Genomic DNA, 15852 nt, shown 5'->3' on the forward strand with positions numbered 1-15852 from the left:
CAATGGCGGGTGTGACGGAGCACGTGGTGTATGTGGTCGATGACGATCAAGGCATGCTCGATTCAACAGTCTGGTTACTCGAGTCGGTCGGCCTCAAGGCGTTGCCGTTCACCAGTGGCGTCGAGTTCCTCAATGCCTGCGATGCCAGTCTGGCGGCCTGTGTGCTACTGGATGTGCGTATGCCTGGCATGGGCGGCTTGAACGTGCAGGAAGAAATGCGTGTGCGCGAACTGAATCTGCCGATCATCTTCGTCAGCGGTCACGCCGATGTGCCGATCGTGGTGCGTGCATTCAAGGCCGGTGCTCACGACTTCATTGAAAAGCCTTATAACGAGCAATTGCTGCTGGACAGCGTGCAACAGGCTCTCAGCAACTGCGCGACCCACCGTTCGGGCAATCAAGGGCATGAAGCGTTGCAGGCTCGCTTGCTCACGCTGACCCCACGGGAACGTGACGTCTTGCTGCCGCTGGTGCAGGGTTACACCACCCGGGAAATCGCCGAACAACTGGGCGTCAGCGCAAAAACCGTCGACCTCTACCGCTCACGCGTGATGAAACGCATGCAGGCCAATACCCTGCCGGACCTGGTCGGCATGGCCATTGCCGCCGGATTGGTTGATCCATTGAAACTGCGTTGAATCCTCGCGTTTTCCGCCGAACGACTATGCTGGGCTAACCGATCCCGTACCGTTGCAGTGATCAGGGAGGCATCCATGGAGCCCACGTCCTTATCCGAAAAAACGCTGACGCGCACGCTGCTCGATGTTTTTATCCGGGCCGGGTTGATCGCCGTTCTGGTGCTGTTCTGCTTCGAGATCTTCAGCCCGTTCCGCGACCTGATGCTGTGGTCGCTGATCCTGGCGATCACCCTTTATCCGTTGCAAGAGCGACTCAAAGGACCGCTGGGGCAAAAGGAAGGGCGCATTGCGACGCTGATCATACTGGTCGCCATCCTGATCCTGATGGTACCGATCTATCTGATGGGCACCTCGATTGCCGACTCGGTCGAGCATGCCATCAGCGTGATCAAGAACGGTGGCTTCCACATTCCGCCGCCCGCCGATTCAGTCGCCGAATGGCCATTGGTGGGCAAGCCTCTGTCGGCCCTTTGGCTACAGGCTTCCACCGATCTTCCGGGCCTGACAGAGAAGTACATTCCGCAGATCAAAGACGTCAGCCTGAACCTGTTGAGCAAACTCGCCGGTGTCGGCATGGGTTTCCTGATGTTCATTTTCGCCTTGATCATCGCCGGGATCTTCATGGCCTATGGTGAAAACGGTTACCGCAGCTCGGTTCAGATAGCCTCCCGCATCAGCGGCCCGGAAAAGGGGGCGAAAATCGCCGGGCTGTGCACCGCAACGATTCGTGCGGTTGCACTGGGGGTGGTCGGCATCGCCTTCATCCAGATGCTGCTGGTAGGCCTGGGTTTCGTGGTCAAGGGTGTTCCCGGTGCCGGGTTGCTGGCACTGGGGGTGCTGCTGCTCGGAATCATGCAGTTGCCGGCGACGTTGATTACGCTCCCCGTGATTGCCTTTGTGTTCGCCACGGAAGGTGCCAGCACGGCGACAATCGTGTTTGCTGTCTATGTCTTCGTTGCCGGCCTGGTGGATAACGTACTCAAGCCGTTGCTGCTGGGGCGCGGTGTCGATGTGCCGATGCCGGTGATACTGATCGGCGCCCTTGGCGGCATGGTCACTGGCGGGATTCTCGGCCTGTTCATCGGCCCGGTAGTGCTGGCGGTCGGGTACCAATTATTCTGGCAATGGGTACAGGATCGGCATCCGGAAAGTGGAGGGCCGCCACCATGAGTGCACCGTGTCATGAACTGCTGGACCAGGTACTGATCGCCCACGGTGGGCTGGAACGCTGGAACAGTTTCAATCAGGTACGCGCGACAATCGTGACCGGTGGCTCGCTCTGGGCAATGAAAGGGCTGACCCAGGACAGCGCGCCACGGCAGATGACCGTGTGGCTGCATGAACAACGGGCTTCGGTGACGCCCTTTGGCGGAGCCGATCAATTCACCGCCTACACCCCGGATCGAATTGCCATCGAAAATACCGCCGGCAAGGTGATTGCCGAGCGAGCAACGCCGAGGGAATCCTTCCTCGACCATGGGGAAAACAGTCCATGGGATCCCCTGCATCGTGCGTACTTCAACGGTTACGCACTCTGGTCCTACCTGACCATGCCTTTCCAGTTCACCTGGCCGGGTGTCGTGACCGAGGAAGTCGAGCCCTGGCAAGAGGGTTCACAACGCTGGCGACGCTTGCGAGTGACCTTTCCCGAGAGCATCGCCACGCACTGCGCGGTGCAGGATTTCTACTTCGGTGACGACTTTCTACTGTGTCGACACGACTACAACGTGGACGTCAGCGGTGGCCTGTCTGCCGCCCAGTACGTGCATGGCTATGTTGAAGCCGATGGCTTGCGCATGCCCGGCAAGCGGCGTGCCTATCGCCGCAAGGCTGACGGCCAGGCGGACAAGGACGCCTTGCTGGTGGCCATCGACCTCAGCGACATCGGCTACTCGTAATGCACTGCGGAGGAATGAATCATGACCCTGCATTCCTGGGAAAAACTCTATCTCGATGACCTGAGCCTGGGTCAGGAATTTGAAAGCGACCCTGTTCGCGTCCACCGGGAAGCGATGCTGGCGTTTGCTCGCGAATACGATCCGCAACCCTTCCACCTGAGCGCCGAAGAGGCCAAGTTGAGTCTGTTCGGCGGCCTGGCTGCCAGCGGCTGGAACACCGCGGCCCTGACCATGAAACTGCTGGTGGCCAGCGTGCCCTTGGCGGACGGCATCATTGGCCTGAGCATCGAGCTGAGTTGGCCAACGCCGACCTATCCGGATGACGTGTTGCGCCTGTTCAGCACGGTGCAGGCCATCGATCCGTCTGCCTCCAAACCGGATCGGGGCGTGGTGACGCTGTTCATGGAAACGCTCAATCAGAATGACAAAGTGGTGCAACGCGCGACCGGGAAGTTGCTGGTGTTCAGAAGGCCGGCAGAGGATTGAATTAGCTGGCCCCGGCTTCAGGTGTTGGGGGCCGGCGCACTGTCTATACGTTTTCCACACACATGACCTGCTTGGGTTTCTCCCGGGCCGGACGCCATCAGACAAAAGCCCGGAGCACCGCCGGAGCGCCTTCGACCTGTACATTTCGCGCCAGCCTCAGGCATGGATCACGTAGCAGGAGACCAGCGACATTTGAATGCTGTGATCGGCCGCAGTGTTAAAAAATGTTATATAGAAAAAATACTTCACATAATCCGCTCATTGGGGGATGATCTGTGCAGCCGGTATGACAACTTGCTAACAAGATAAAAGCAGGACTGCCTTGATGTTCGATGAGATCTCGACTCACGTGCTGAACGACAGCGCTCCTCAGCTGGTTTATCCGCTCGGTGCTGATCCTGACTGCCGCGCCCCTATCCAACGCGCCCGCCGTCTGCGCCTTACAGGCGTGGAAGCAGTCGCAGCTTTCCTCTGGAGTACGCCATGAATAACAAGAATGTCGGTGTTGTCGGTCTGGGCGCGATGGGACTGGGCATTGCCCGCTCGTTGCTGCGCAGCGGTTTCAATGTGCATGCCTGTGATGTGCGCGCTGCCGTAACAGAACAGTTCGCCGGGGAGGGCGGTGTAGCTTGCCCTTCGCCATCGCACATGGCCGCTGAGTGTGACGTGATCATTACCGTCGTGGTCAACGCCGAGCAGACCGAAACCGTATTGTTTGGTGAGGGTGGTGCCGTGGCCTCGCTACGGCCGGGTAGCCTGGTGATCGGCTGCGCCACCGTGGCCCCGACCTATGCCGTGGAACTGGGCCAGCGCCTGGCCGCGTTGGGCCTGCTGTATCTGGATGCACCGATTTCCGGGGGCGCCGCCAAAGCTGCCGCTGGCGAGATGACCATGATGACCTCGGGTCCAGCCGACGCCTATGCCAAGGCTGAGTCGATCCTGGCGGGCATGGCCGGCAAGGTTTATCGCCTGGGTGACGTCCATGGCCTGGGTTCGAAGGTCAAAATCATCAACCAGCTGCTCGCCGGGGTACATATTGCCGCCTCTGCCGAAGCCATGGCGCTGGGCCTGCGTGAAGGGGTCGATGCCGATGCGCTGTATGAGGTGATTACCCATAGCGCCGGTAATTCCTGGATGTTCGAAAACCGCGTACCGCACATTCTCAAGGCTGACTACACGCCGTTGTCCGCGGTGGATATTTTCGTCAAGGACCTGGGACTGGTGCTGGATACCGCCCGGGCCAGCAAATTCCCGCTGCCGCTGTCGGCCACCGCTCACCAGATGTTCATGCAGGCTTCCAGTGCAGGTTTCGGTCGTGAGGATGATTCGGCGGTGATCAAGATTTTCCCGGGCATCGAATTGCCGACTGCCAAGCCTGAGTCCGTTTGAGGAACACACCATGACTACCTCCACCGCACGCCCGCTGTTGGGCTGCATCGCCGACGATTTCACGGGTGCCACGGACCTTGCCAACATGCTGGTGCGCGGCGGTATGCGTACCGTGCAAAGCATCGGTATCCCGAGCTCGGAAGTTGCTGCCGGGCTTGACGCCGATGCGATCGTCATCGCCCTGAAGTCGCGTACCACGCCGGTTGCCGAAGCGGTCGAACAGTCTCTCGCTGCGCTGGAATGGTTGCGCGAACAAGGCTGCGAGCAGATCTTCTTCAAGTACTGCTCGACGTTCGACTCCACCGCGGCCGGCAATATCGGCCAGGTCAGCGAAGCACTGCTGGGCGCATTGAGTAGCGACTTCACCCTGGCCTGCCCGGCATTCCCGGAGAATGGCCGGACGATCTTTCGCGGCCACTTGTTTGTGCAGGATCAACTGCTCAGCGAGTCGGGTATGCAGCATCACCCGCTGACGCCGATGGACGATGCCAATCTGGTTCGGGTGCTTCAATCGCAGACCCGCCTGAATGTCGGCCTGTTGCGCTACGACACCATTGCCCGCGGTATCGAGCCGGTACGTGCGCGAATCGCAGAGTTGAAGGCTCAAGGTGTCGGCATGGCAATCGCCGATGCCTTGTCTGACAGCGATCTGTATACCCTCGGTGCCGCTTGCGCCGATCTTCCATTGTTGACGGGTGGTTCGGGGCTGGCATTGGGCTTGCCGGAGAATTTCCGTCGTGCCGGCAAGTTGCGCGACCTCGATGCCTCGAAACTCCCGGCAGTGTTCGGTGGAGAAGTGGTGTTGGCCGGTAGTGCTTCGATCGCCACCAATGGGCAAGTGGCGGCCTGGCTTGAAGCCAGTCGGCCAGCCTTTCGGATTGATCCGTTGGCCTTGGCTGCGGGTGAACCGGTGGTGGCGCAAGCCTTGACCTTCGCCCGTGATAACGAAGAAACCGTATTGATCTACGCCACCAGCTCACCGGAAGAGGTCAAGTCGGTGCAACAGCAACTGGGTGTGGAGCAAGCTGGCAGCCTGGTGGAAAACGCCCTTGGCGAAATTGCACAAGGTCTGCGCCAGAGCGGTGTGCGCCGCTTCGTGATCGCCGGCGGTGAAACGTCGGGCGCTGTGGTTCAGGCGCTGGGCGTACAACTGCTGCAGATCGGCGCGCAGATCGATCCGGGTGTGCCGGCGACCGTCAGCAGCACTGACGAGCCTTTGGCGCTGGCACTCAAGTCGGGCAACTTCGGTGGCCCGGACTTCTTCACCAAGGCCTTGAATCAACTTGCCCAGGCCGGAGGCGCGCAGTGAGTAACGAAAACGCCCTGCGCGAAGAAATCTGTGAGGTGGGCCGCAGCCTCTACCAGCGCGGTTACACCGTCGGCAGCGCCGGCAATATCAGCGCGCGCCTGGACGACGGCTGGTTGATCACCCCGACTGACGTCTGCCTCGGGCGCCTCGATCCGGCGACCATCGCCAAGGTCAATCTGGCCGGTGAATGGGTGTCCGGTGACAAACCTTCAAAGACCCTGGCGCTGCATCGCCAGGTCTACGACCGCAACCCGAGCGTTGGTGGCGTGGTACATACCCACTCCACCCATCTGGTGGCGTTGACGCTCGCCGGTGTCTGGCAGGCGGACGATATTCTGCCTCCACTGACGCCGTATCAAGTCATGAAAGTCGGGCATATCCCGTTGATTGGCTACCAGCGCCCCGGCTCGCCGAAGGTGGCCGAGCAAGTCGCCCAACTGGCCAACAGCGTTCGCGGCGTAATGCTCGAACGGCTGGGCCCGGTGGTCTGGGAGAGTTCGGTATCCAGGGCCAGCTACGCTCTGGAAGAACTCGAGGAAACTGCGCGGCTGTGGCTGATGAGCAATCCCAAGCCCGAACCGCTCGACCAGGCAGCGCTGGACGAGCTGCGAGAGACCTTTGGCGCGCACTGGTAGAGCGCTGGTTCAGCACGACAGAACTCGATAGATCGAAAACGCAGGCCTTGTTTGGGAGACGCGCAGCGACTCCCAACGACCCCGGCTTGCCTGAAAAATACAATAACAAGAGGACATCCAGGTATGACTCACTTTCACTGCGGCATTTTTAGAACAACCCTTTCGCTCTCCCGGCACGGAGGGCTTCTGAAATGAGCCCGTTAATCCTTTTGGTTACAGCGGGGTTAGGGATCGCTCTGTTGTTGTTTCTGGTGCTCAAGTACAAGTTCCAGCCCTTCGTGGCCTTGATGCTGGTGAGTATTCTGGTGGCGCTGGTGGCCGGGGTAAAACCGGCCGATCTGGTCGCTACCATCGAAGGAGGCATGGGCAAGACCTTGGGCCATATCGCGATCATCATTGCCTTGGGCGCGATGATCGGGCGGATCATCGAACTCTCCGGTGGTGCCGAGGCGCTGGCCAAGACACTGATTTCCCGTTTCGGCAACCGGCGTACTCCCCTGGCGTTGACGATTGCCGGCTTCATGGTCGGGGTGCCGGTGTTCTTCGAGGTCGGTGTGATCATCCTCATGCCGCTGGCCTATGGCGTTGCCCGCAGTGCGCGTAAGCCGCTGTTGGTGTTCGCGCTGCCGATGTGCGCGGCGTTGTTGACCGTTCACGCCTTTCTGCCGCCACACCCGGGCGCAGTGGCCGCTGCCAGCCAATTGGGCGCAGATCTGGGCCGCGTGCTGATGTTCGGGCTGCCGATGACCGCGTTCCTTTGCTATGTCGGTTACCGCGTGGCCGGGCGCATGACCCGTCGCGTGTACCCGATGACCGACGATATTCGTGCCGAGGTCTATGGCCCGCATGTCACCAACGAAGATCTGGCCGCCTGGTCCAATGGCAACGACAAAAGCTCTGAACAGGCGGCTGTCGCTGTGTCGCACATGGGCCTGGAAGAATCCACCAGCAGCATCGTTTCCAAATTGCCGCCGGCACCACCGCCGGGTTTTGGTCTGATCGTCAGCCTGATCCTGCTACCCATCATTCTGATTCTGTTGGGAACACTGTCCACCTCATTGCTGCCTGCTGAATCGACCCTGCGCGGCATCATGACCGTGCTCGGCGCTCCGCTGGTGGCGTTGCTGATCGACACCTTGCTGTGTGCCTGGTTGCTGGGTTCACGTCGGGGCTGGAGCCGCACTCAGGTGTCAGATGTCATCGGTTCGGCCTTGCCCGGTGTGGCGATGGTGATTCTGATTGCCGGTGCCGGCGGTGTGTTCGGCAAGGTGCTGGTGGATACCGGAATCGGTGCCGTGGTCTCCGATATGTTGCGCACCACCGGTCTGCCGGTGCTGGCGCTGGGCTTTCTGCTGACCATGCTCTTGCGCGCGGTGCAGGGCTCGACCACGGTGGCGCTGGTGACCACTGCCGGCATCATCAGCCCGCTGATTGCGACCCTCAGTCTCACTCCGAACCACATGGCCCTGCTGTGCCTGGCGATGGGTGGCGGCGGGTTGGCCATGTCCCATATCAATGATGCCGGTTACTGGATTTTCACCAAACTGGCCGGGCTGAATGTGGCCGACGGCTTGCGCACCTGGACGGTATTGACCACCTTGCTCGGCACCCTGGGTTTCTGTATTACCCTGTTGATCTGGCCCTTTGTCTAACGAACTGTCGACCTGTAGGAGCCGAGCTTGCTGGCGATGGCGATCCCAAGGACGCCATCGCCGGCAAGCCGTGATGCCGATCAGTTAAGCGAAGGTGATGCACTGTAGGAGCAGCCGGTCGACGCCCGATTGCTCGCGATGGTCTTTAACGAAAACGCGTGTTTACTGGCTAAACACGGCGCTCTTGAGTCCATCGTCGGAACGCCGCCCGGAGCAAGCTCGCTCCTCAAATTCTCTTAACTGACAGGCATTACGGCAAGCCGTGCTACTGCAATAACGCCATCTATAGGAGCTACCATGCCTCGTTTTGCTGCCAATCTAAGCATGCTCTACCCGGAGCATCAGTTTCTGGATCGTTTCGCCGCCGCAGCTGCCGATGGTTTCGAAGCGGTGGAGTACCTGTTTCCCTACGACTACAGCACTCAAGAACTCAAGCAACGCTTGAGTGACAATGGCCTGGTACAGGCACTGTTCAATGCACCGCCCGGTGATTGGGCGGCGGGCGAGCGGGGGATAGTGTCGTTGCCCGGTCGGGAGAGTGAATTTCGTAGCGGTTTTGATCGCGCACTGGAATACGCCGGCGTGCTGGGCAATTCACGCATCCATGTCATGGCCGGCCTGCTGCCCTCCGAGGATGACCGGGTGCGGCATCAAGGTGTTTACCTGGACAACCTTGCCTACGCCACTGCACAGGCGGCCAAGGTAGGCGTCACAGTATTGCTCGAGCCGATCAATACACGGGACATGCCGGGCTTTTTCCTCAATCGACAGGATCAGGCTCAGGCCATCTGCAAGGAAGTGGGCGCCAGTAACCTGAAGGTTCAGTTCGACTGCTACCACTGCCAAATCGTCGAAGGTGACCTGGCCACTAAACTGCGTCGGGACTTCGACGGAATCGGCCATATCCAGATCGCCGGCGTGCCTGACCGGCATGAACCGAACCTGGGAGAAATCAACTATCCCTATCTGTTCGAGCTGATCGACCAGTTGGGTTATGACGGTTGGGTAGGGTGCGAATATCGGCCGCGAGGCAACACGTCTGCCGGCTTGCAGTGGTTGCGGGACTGGAAGGCGCGCTAAGCGCAGCACAGGAGGGGAGACGGGCTCTGCCGGATGCGGGAGCCCGTTGTTTCAAGCCGGAATATTGTTCGACGGCAGCAACAATTCGACACCCTGCTTGCGGATGCCATCGGCTGCGGCAGGGGCCAACGCGTCATCGCTGAGGATGATGTCGAACTGCTCGAGCCCGGCGATCCTGTACATACTGAATGTGCCGTATTTCGAACTGCTGGCCACCAGCACCGCTTGCGAGGCCGATTGCATCGCGGCTTGTTTGACCTCCACCTTCAGCGCCGAAGGCGTGGTCAGGCCTCGGCGCAAATCCCAGGAACTGGTCGATATGAAGGCGATATCAGTAACGACTTGACGCAAGGTGGCAACCGCCAGGCTGCCCACGCACGATTGATTCGAGTGATCCAGCTGCCCGCCGGTATGAATCACCGTGACATGGGGTGCGTCGATCAGTGCCTGGACAATACCGAAGTCGTTAGTCACCACGGTCATGCCGGAAAGCGCCTTGATGTGGGGGACGATTTCCAGTGTGCTGGTTCCCGCATCCAGGTAAATCGTCATATCGGCATGCAGTAACCCGGCGGCGAGCCTGGCCATGGCCTGCTTCTGTGGCAACTCGACCACCGCCTTGAACTGATGGCTGGGCTCACTATGGAGCTGGCTGGCGATCCGCACCCCACCCGTTACCGAGTAAGCACGACCTTCCTGCTCCAGCAACGCGATGTCGCGGCGAATGGTCATGTGCGAACAGTCGAACATTTCCATCAATTGATGAACGCTCAGCACCTGATGCTTGCGCAACTGTCGCAGCATCAATTCACGGCGCTGTTCAGGGATCATCGGTGCGCCGTTTTCGGTGGCGATGTCCTTTTGACTAGGCATTCGGACTCCAAAGTGAGGAAAGCTGACGGTAAAGGAAACGGACAAACATAGTAGCGAATCTGCGGCTGGATCAGTAGCTCGACGATGTGACGGACCCTGCTCAGTCAGCAGGTAGTTGAGGTGATTCGCCAATGCGAGGACAGCTCAACGATAGCGTCGGGGGGCTAGAAACTGAACCGCTGCAGAATTACGCCCAGTCCGTCGGACATTGCCTTGAGTTTCTGGGTTGTGCTAACGATCCCGCCTTGGGCTGTGGCGTTCTCTTCCACGCTTTGCGCCACTCTTTCGACGTTGCTGGCGACCTGTTCACTGGCGGCGCGTTGTTCCTGGAGCGACAACGAAATGAAACTGACGGCTGCCAGGGATTCGTCCAGTGCTCCCTTGATCCTGCCCATGGAAAGGCCCGCGCTTTCGACCAGTTGCTGGCCATGGGTCACGCGCTCACAGCCGGCGGCCATGCTGTCTTTTGCTTTGACCATGCCGCTTTGTATGGCATTGACCAAGGCCACGATTTCCGTGGTGGATTGGGCGGTGCGGGCGGCCAGGCTGCGCACTTCATCGGCGACCACGGCGAAGCCGCGACCTTGCTCCCCCGCGCGTGCCGCTTCGATGGCGGCATTGAGGGCCAGGAGATTGGTCTGTTCGGCGATGCCCCGAATCACACCGACAATCAGGCTGATGTCGTTAGACTGAATCGCCAGTTGATCGATGTCCGATGAGCTTTGTGCAACCAGATCGGCAATCTGGCTCATTTCCTGGATGGATGCTTGCATGACCTCCATGCCTTCGCTGGTGATTTCGCCCGCTTTCTGCGCGGTGCTCTGGGCCTGTCGAGCATTGTCGGCGATGTGAGTGATGCTGACGGAAAGCTCTTCTACCGTGGCCGCCATGGAAGAGGCTGTCTCGCTTTGCATGGCGGCGCTGCTCAATCCTTGTTCGGAGGACGCAGACAATTGCAGCGCGGCACTCTCGATCTGCTCGGAGGCCTGGCTGATCTTGCCGATCATGTCGCTCAGGCTGTGGCGCATCGCCTGGACGGAGTGCAGCACGCCCGTCGACTGCTGTTGATCAAACTGTGTAGCGGCCAGTTTCCCTTGGGCGATGTTCGAACTGATGGCGGCAAGTTCTGCCGGTTCGGCACCGAGCTGGCGACTCAACAGTCGGGTGAACAAAAACGTGTAGGCCACGCCCGCGATCAACGCCAATGCCAGAATCAACAGGCTGAGCTGGAGACTGGAGGTATAGGCGATCTGGTTCTGCTCGAACTGGGACTTGGCCTCAACCAGTTGAACCTCGATCAACTCGGAAAACTTGGCTGACAAGGGATCGATCAGTGGATACAGCTGGTCTGTCGCGAAACGTGCGAGACCGGCGTTGTCGTTCTGGCGCAGCATGCCCTGCAGGTTTTGCAAGGGCCCGCGGGTGGCTTCCATCAGCGGGTTGATTTGCGCGATCAACCGGGTTTCTGCGGGGATCAGTGTTGTCGATTGGTACGCTTGCCACGTGTGATCGATTTCCCGCTGCGCTTGCTCTATCCGGCTCAATGATTCAGCGCTGGTGAAGTTGCCATTGCGTGCCTTGTGGGTGGCATCGACGATGTCCACGGCGTACAGGTCAGCGATTTTTTTCAAGTCCCGCAGCGGCACGACTCGATCGAGGTACACGGTCTCCAGATTGTGTACAGCGGATTGCATTCCCAAGAGTCCAAGCCCGCCGACACACAACAAACCCAGGAGCAAAGTGCTGGTGAGCACAAGCAGGTGAGTCCTGATTTTCCAGTTTTCCATAGTCCATAATTCCTGAGTCAGCTAGTCGATGGGCGATCGAGAGGTCAGCGTAAGCTGCAATGAAGGCACATTGGCATCATCTACGGAGATTAAGGAAAAAAAGATCGTGTGACCGGCGAGAATTTATGAATTTGCGACGTTTGATAACTACTCTGCTTGTTACCCCTGAGGGCTAAAGTCCCATGAGCGATTCGGATGCTCCGCCCCCCGTTCCTGAACCGGGTCGGATTACGCGCAGGCATACTGGCGATCTAACCAGCTGGAGCCGTTGGATGCCGGGGCTGCGGACGTTGGGCCGCTATAAGATGGCATGGTTGCAGCACGACATTGTGGCCGGACTCGTGCTCACCACCATGCTGGTGCCCGTCGGCATCGCCTACGCGGTGGCATCGGGGGTGCCCGGCATTTATGGCCTTTACGCGACCATTGTTCCATTGCTCGCTTATGCGTTATTCGGCCCCAGCCGAATCCTGGTGCTGGGGCCGGATTCCTCATTGGCAGCCGTCATTCTCGCTGTCGTTCTGCCGCTGTCCGGCGGCGACCCGCATCGCGCGATTGCCCTTGCCGGCATGATGGCGATCGTTTCGGGGACGGTGTGCATCCTGGCCGGCATAGCGCGGCTGGGTTTCGTCACCGAGTTGCTTTCCAAACCGATCCGTTATGGCTACATGAACGGCATTGCACTGACGGTGTTGATCAGTCAACTACCCAAGTTTTTCGGCTTTTCGATCGAAACCGACGGACCGTTGCGCAACCTGTGGGCCATTGCCACCTCGGTGATGGATGGAAAAACCAACTGGACCACCTTCATGATCGGCGCGGCCACCGTGGCGGTCATCTTGTTGCTCAAGGACAAAAAACGCGTGCCCGGGATTCTGATCGCCGTGGCAGGAGCCACCGTCGCCGTTGGCGTGCTGGACCTTGCAGCCCACGATGTGGCGGTCCTCGGTTCTCTGCCCCAAGGCTTGCCTGCGTTTGCCATCCCCTGGATCAGCAGCGCCGATATCGTTCCTGTGCTGATCGGGGGTTGCGCCGTTGCGCTGGTCTCGTTCGCCGACACCAGTGTGCTCTCGCGTGTCTATGCGGCGCGGACCCAGACCTATGTCGACCCCAACCAGGAGATGGTAGGACTCGGCGTCGCCAACCTTGCCGGCGGTTTGTTCCAGGGCTTTCCCATCAGCAGCAGTTCGTCACGGACGCCCGTGGCCGAGGCCGCGGGCGCCCGAACCCAACTCACCGGCGTGGTGGGAGCGCTGGCTGTTGCTTTATTGCTTTTGTTTGCCCCGGATTTGCTGAAGAACCTGCCCACAAGCGCATTGGCGGCGGTGGTCATCGCATCGGCTATCGGCCTGATCGAAGTCGCCGACCTGCGACGGATTTATCGTATCCAGCGCTGGGAATTCTGGTTATCGATCGTTTGTACGGCAGGTGTGGCCGTATTCGGCGCCATCGAGGGCATTGGCCTGGCCATCGTCATAGCTGTGATCGAGTTTCTATGGGATGCCTGGCGTCCGTATTCTGCGGTTCTGGGCCGCGCCAAAGGCATCCAGGGCTATCACGACATCACGCGTTATCCAGATGCGCATCTTATTCCCGGTCTGGTGCTGTTTCGCTGGGATGCCCCGTTGTTTTTTGCCAACGCAGAACTGTTCCATGACCGAGTGCTGGATGCCGTGGCGACATCGCCCACGCCGGTTCGTTGGCTGGTGGTCGCTGCGGAACCGGTCACCAGCGTGGATGTGACTTCCGCCGACATGCTGGCCGAACTGGACGAAACCTTGAACGCGGCTGGCATCACATTCTGCGTGGCCGAGATGAAGGACCCCGTCAAAGACAAGTTGAAGCGATTCGGACTTTTCGAGCGGTTTGGCGAAGCTGCGTTCTTTCCGACATTAGGCGTCGCCGTCAGCAGCTATCTAAAGGTCCATCCGGAGGACTGGAAGGAAGGGCAGGGCGAGGGTCGCGAGTAGACAACGGTGCGTGCACGCTGTCGGAGCCGGCGCGGTAGTCCGGCCCCGACGCAATCGGGCTGGCAATCCCGGTCACTTGCGCACGTTCTGGTACAGCATCAACCTTGAGGTTTCATGCAAGCCGCGGGTCAGCTGCACCAGGCGCGTGAACTCTTCAGGGTTTTGCCGGGCCACGTTGTCCAGCGGCGTCCGTGAGGCCAGGTCGTGCAGCGTCGGCGAGCTGCCGTCGTGCTGCATCTGCACCATGTAGTGTTGAGTGACGCCCGCAATCAACGGGAACGTGCCTTCACGCAGCACCAACGGCACCACGCGTTCACCCTCGGGCGAAGGCTGCTGGATATCACGCCCCAGGCCGCTGTTGCGAAACTCAAGACCGGCCATACCCGCCACGGTTGGCAACAAGTCCACCAGACCGACGGCTTCCTTGACGGTCCGCGTGCCGAGCAGGCCCGGTGCGTGGATGATCATGGGCACCGCGTTGCTTTCCAGACCCAGTTGCTCATAAGCCGGTGCCAGGAAAGGGATCTGGGCGATACGGGTGTTGTGGTCGCCAAACAGCACGAAAATGGTGTTGTCGTAATAACCACCTTCCTTGGCAATTTCCATCAAGCGTCCGATGTTGAAGTCCAGCAAGCGCACGGCGTTGTACTGCTCGACACTGCGCGACCCTGCGGCCTGAACTTCCGCGAGGGTAGGGTGCTTGACCTCGAATCCGTCATTGCTCTTGGGAATCGTGAAGGGACGATGGTTGCCGGCCGTCTGCACATAGGCAAAGAACGGTTTGTCCTTGGGCAGTGCCTGCAGGATCTTGTCGGTTTCCTTGAACAGGTCGAGGTCTGAAATCCCCCAGACATCCACGACCGGGGATTGCCAGTCCCGCTCTTCGAGCAAACGAACCCCGTCGATACTTTGCCGAATCAAGGCGTTCATGTTGGCCCAACCGGAGTTGCCGCCAATGGTGTAGATCTTCTCGTAACCGGTGAAGGCATTGATCAATGTGTGCTGCTTGGTGATCAGCGGATTACGCGTCGCGGTTTCCTGTCGAGTGACGTCTGGAACCCCGCTGATGCTGGCCCATACGGTTTTTGCAGTCCCGGTGACCGGAACATAGAAGTGCTCGAAGAACCAGCTCTGCGTGGCCAGGCGATCGATATTGGGTGTCGGATTGATCGGGTTGCCATAGGCGCCGACGGCACTGGTACCCAGGGACTCAAGCATCACAAACATCACGTTCGGCGGCCGTGTGCTCGATACTTTGTAGGGTTGTGGCGATTGATGACGGACGAAATTCAGGGTTTGCGGGTCGGGCTGGTCGACCCCCAGGTACTTGGCAATCACGGCGTAGTGTTCACGCACCTGCGCTTCGTCATAGCGCGACTGGCCGACCTTGACCGTGTCGTAAAGGAAAATCACCGGGTTCAGGCCCAACGCAGCGACCTGGTTATTGCCGGAGAAGAACGCATCGCTCCAGCGCAATGGCACAGGGTTTTCAAGGTTCATGTTCTCGACACGGCCCAAAATACCCAGCAGCACCAGCACGACCATCAACGCGCCACCCCATGTGGCGGAGAGCGGGTGGATGGCTTTGCGGGAGCGGTCCAGTGTCACGCGTTCCAGACGCACCAGGGCCAGCGTCACCAGTGCAACCGTTGCCAGCCACCCCAGTGAAATCCAGATGACCGGGTAGGTTTGCCAAACCATGTCACGGGAAATTTGCGCGTCTTCGATGAAGCGCAGCACGGTTGCGTTGATCCTTACGCCCAGGTAGGCGTAATGGCCAAAATCGACGATATAGATCAGCAGCAGGGCGCCCATGGCGGCTGACACATACACACGTGCCAATCGACGAAGCAGGCGGCTACTGACAAGATTCCAACGCGGAATCCAGGCCAGCAACGCCAGTGGCAACATGACCAGGATGGCCAGGCGCAGATCGAAACGAAAGCCGATGCCCAAGGTTTCGAGGACTGCATGGTCGTCGCTCAATGCTCTGGCGTCAAAACCGGAGAATCCGAAAAAGAACACCACCCGTAGCACTGCAAACAGCACAAACGCAATCGCTGTTGCGCCTAGCCAATAGTGCAAACGTCTTGATTGCAGCCAACCCATCCCTGTTCCCCTAATAAAAATGTCGT

The 15852-nt window shown here is 59.5% G+C and carries 13 protein-coding genes; 10 read left to right on the forward strand and 3 right to left on the reverse strand.

Translation table 11 applies throughout. The features are described 5' to 3' along the window. Nucleotides 1–2 precede the first annotated feature (2 nt). From KJF94_RS11105 to otnI, 9 genes are all read left to right on the forward strand, one after another. Nucleotides 3–638 (forward strand): response regulator transcription factor, encoded by a 636-nt coding sequence (locus KJF94_RS11105; RefSeq protein ID WP_214383347.1) that lies wholly within the window; start codon nt 3–5, stop codon nt 636–638. Nucleotides 639–713: 75 nt separating this feature from the next. Next, entirely contained in the window at nt 714–1808 is a 1095-nt protein-coding gene (locus tag KJF94_RS11110; RefSeq protein WP_214383349.1) for an AI-2E family transporter, read from the forward strand. Then, nucleotides 1805–2536 (forward strand): hypothetical protein, encoded by a 732-nt coding sequence (locus KJF94_RS11115; protein ID WP_214383351.1) that lies wholly within the window; start codon nt 1805–1807, stop codon nt 2534–2536. Before KJF94_RS11110 ends, KJF94_RS11115 begins: the two co-directional genes overlap by 4 nt. A 21-nt stretch (nt 2537–2557) precedes the next feature. Next, on the forward strand, nt 2558–3022 hold the full coding sequence (locus KJF94_RS11120; protein WP_214383353.1) for a MaoC family dehydratase: 465 nt from the start codon (nt 2558–2560) through the stop codon (nt 3020–3022). 483 nt (nt 3023–3505) lie between these two features. Continuing rightward, complete coding sequence (gene ltnD / locus KJF94_RS11125; protein ID WP_214383355.1) at nt 3506–4411, forward strand: L-threonate dehydrogenase; 906 nt, start codon at nt 3506–3508, stop codon at nt 4409–4411. A gap of 10 nt (nt 4412–4421) precedes the next feature. Beyond that, a complete protein-coding gene (gene otnK, locus KJF94_RS11130) occupies nt 4422–5720 on the forward strand; it encodes a 3-oxo-tetronate kinase (RefSeq protein ID WP_214383356.1) in 1299 nt (432 codons plus the stop codon). Next, nucleotides 5717–6355, forward strand: coding sequence for a 3-oxo-tetronate 4-phosphate decarboxylase (gene otnC, locus KJF94_RS11135; protein ID WP_214383357.1), 639 nt, complete (start codon nt 5717–5719; stop codon nt 6353–6355). Before otnK ends, otnC begins: the two co-directional genes overlap by 4 nt. A 191-nt stretch (nt 6356–6546) precedes the next feature. Beyond that, entirely contained in the window at nt 6547–8007 is a 1461-nt protein-coding gene (locus KJF94_RS11140; RefSeq protein ID WP_214383358.1) for a GntT/GntP/DsdX family permease, read from the forward strand. 297 nt (nt 8008–8304) lie between these two features. Beyond that, nucleotides 8305–9087 carry a 2-oxo-tetronate isomerase gene (gene otnI, locus KJF94_RS11145; protein WP_214383359.1) on the forward strand — a complete coding sequence of 261 codons (783 nt, stop codon included), beginning with the start codon at nt 8305–8307 and terminating at the stop codon, nt 9085–9087. Between the two features lie 51 nt (nt 9088–9138). Here otnI and KJF94_RS11150 read toward each other — a convergent pair whose 3' ends face one another. Both KJF94_RS11150 and KJF94_RS11155 read right to left on the reverse strand, forming a co-directional pair. Further along, nucleotides 9139–9960 carry a DeoR/GlpR family DNA-binding transcription regulator gene (locus tag KJF94_RS11150; protein WP_214383360.1) on the reverse strand — a complete coding sequence of 274 codons (822 nt, stop codon included), beginning with the start codon at nt 9958–9960 and terminating at the stop codon, nt 9139–9141. A gap of 164 nt (nt 9961–10124) precedes the next feature. Further along, nucleotides 10125–11747 (reverse strand): methyl-accepting chemotaxis protein, encoded by a 1623-nt coding sequence (locus KJF94_RS11155; RefSeq protein ID WP_214383361.1) that lies wholly within the window; start codon nt 11745–11747, stop codon nt 10125–10127. 182 nt (nt 11748–11929) lie between these two features. Between KJF94_RS11155 and KJF94_RS11160 the strand changes: the two genes are divergently transcribed. Next, the gene (locus KJF94_RS11160; RefSeq protein WP_214383363.1) at nt 11930–13717 is read left to right on the forward strand and encodes a SulP family inorganic anion transporter; all 1788 of its coding nucleotides are present in this window, start codon (nt 11930–11932) and stop codon (nt 13715–13717) included. Nucleotides 13718–13789: 72 nt separating this feature from the next. Here the strand turns inward: KJF94_RS11160 and KJF94_RS11165 are convergent, their stop codons facing one another. After that, on the reverse strand, nt 13790–15826 hold the full coding sequence (locus KJF94_RS11165) for an LTA synthase family protein (protein WP_214383365.1): 2037 nt from the start codon (nt 15824–15826) through the stop codon (nt 13790–13792). Nucleotides 15827–15852 lie beyond the last annotated feature (26 nt).

The organism is Pseudomonas hormoni (assembly GCF_018502625.1).
Classification (GTDB): domain Bacteria; phylum Pseudomonadota; class Gammaproteobacteria; order Pseudomonadales; family Pseudomonadaceae; genus Aquipseudomonas; species Aquipseudomonas hormoni.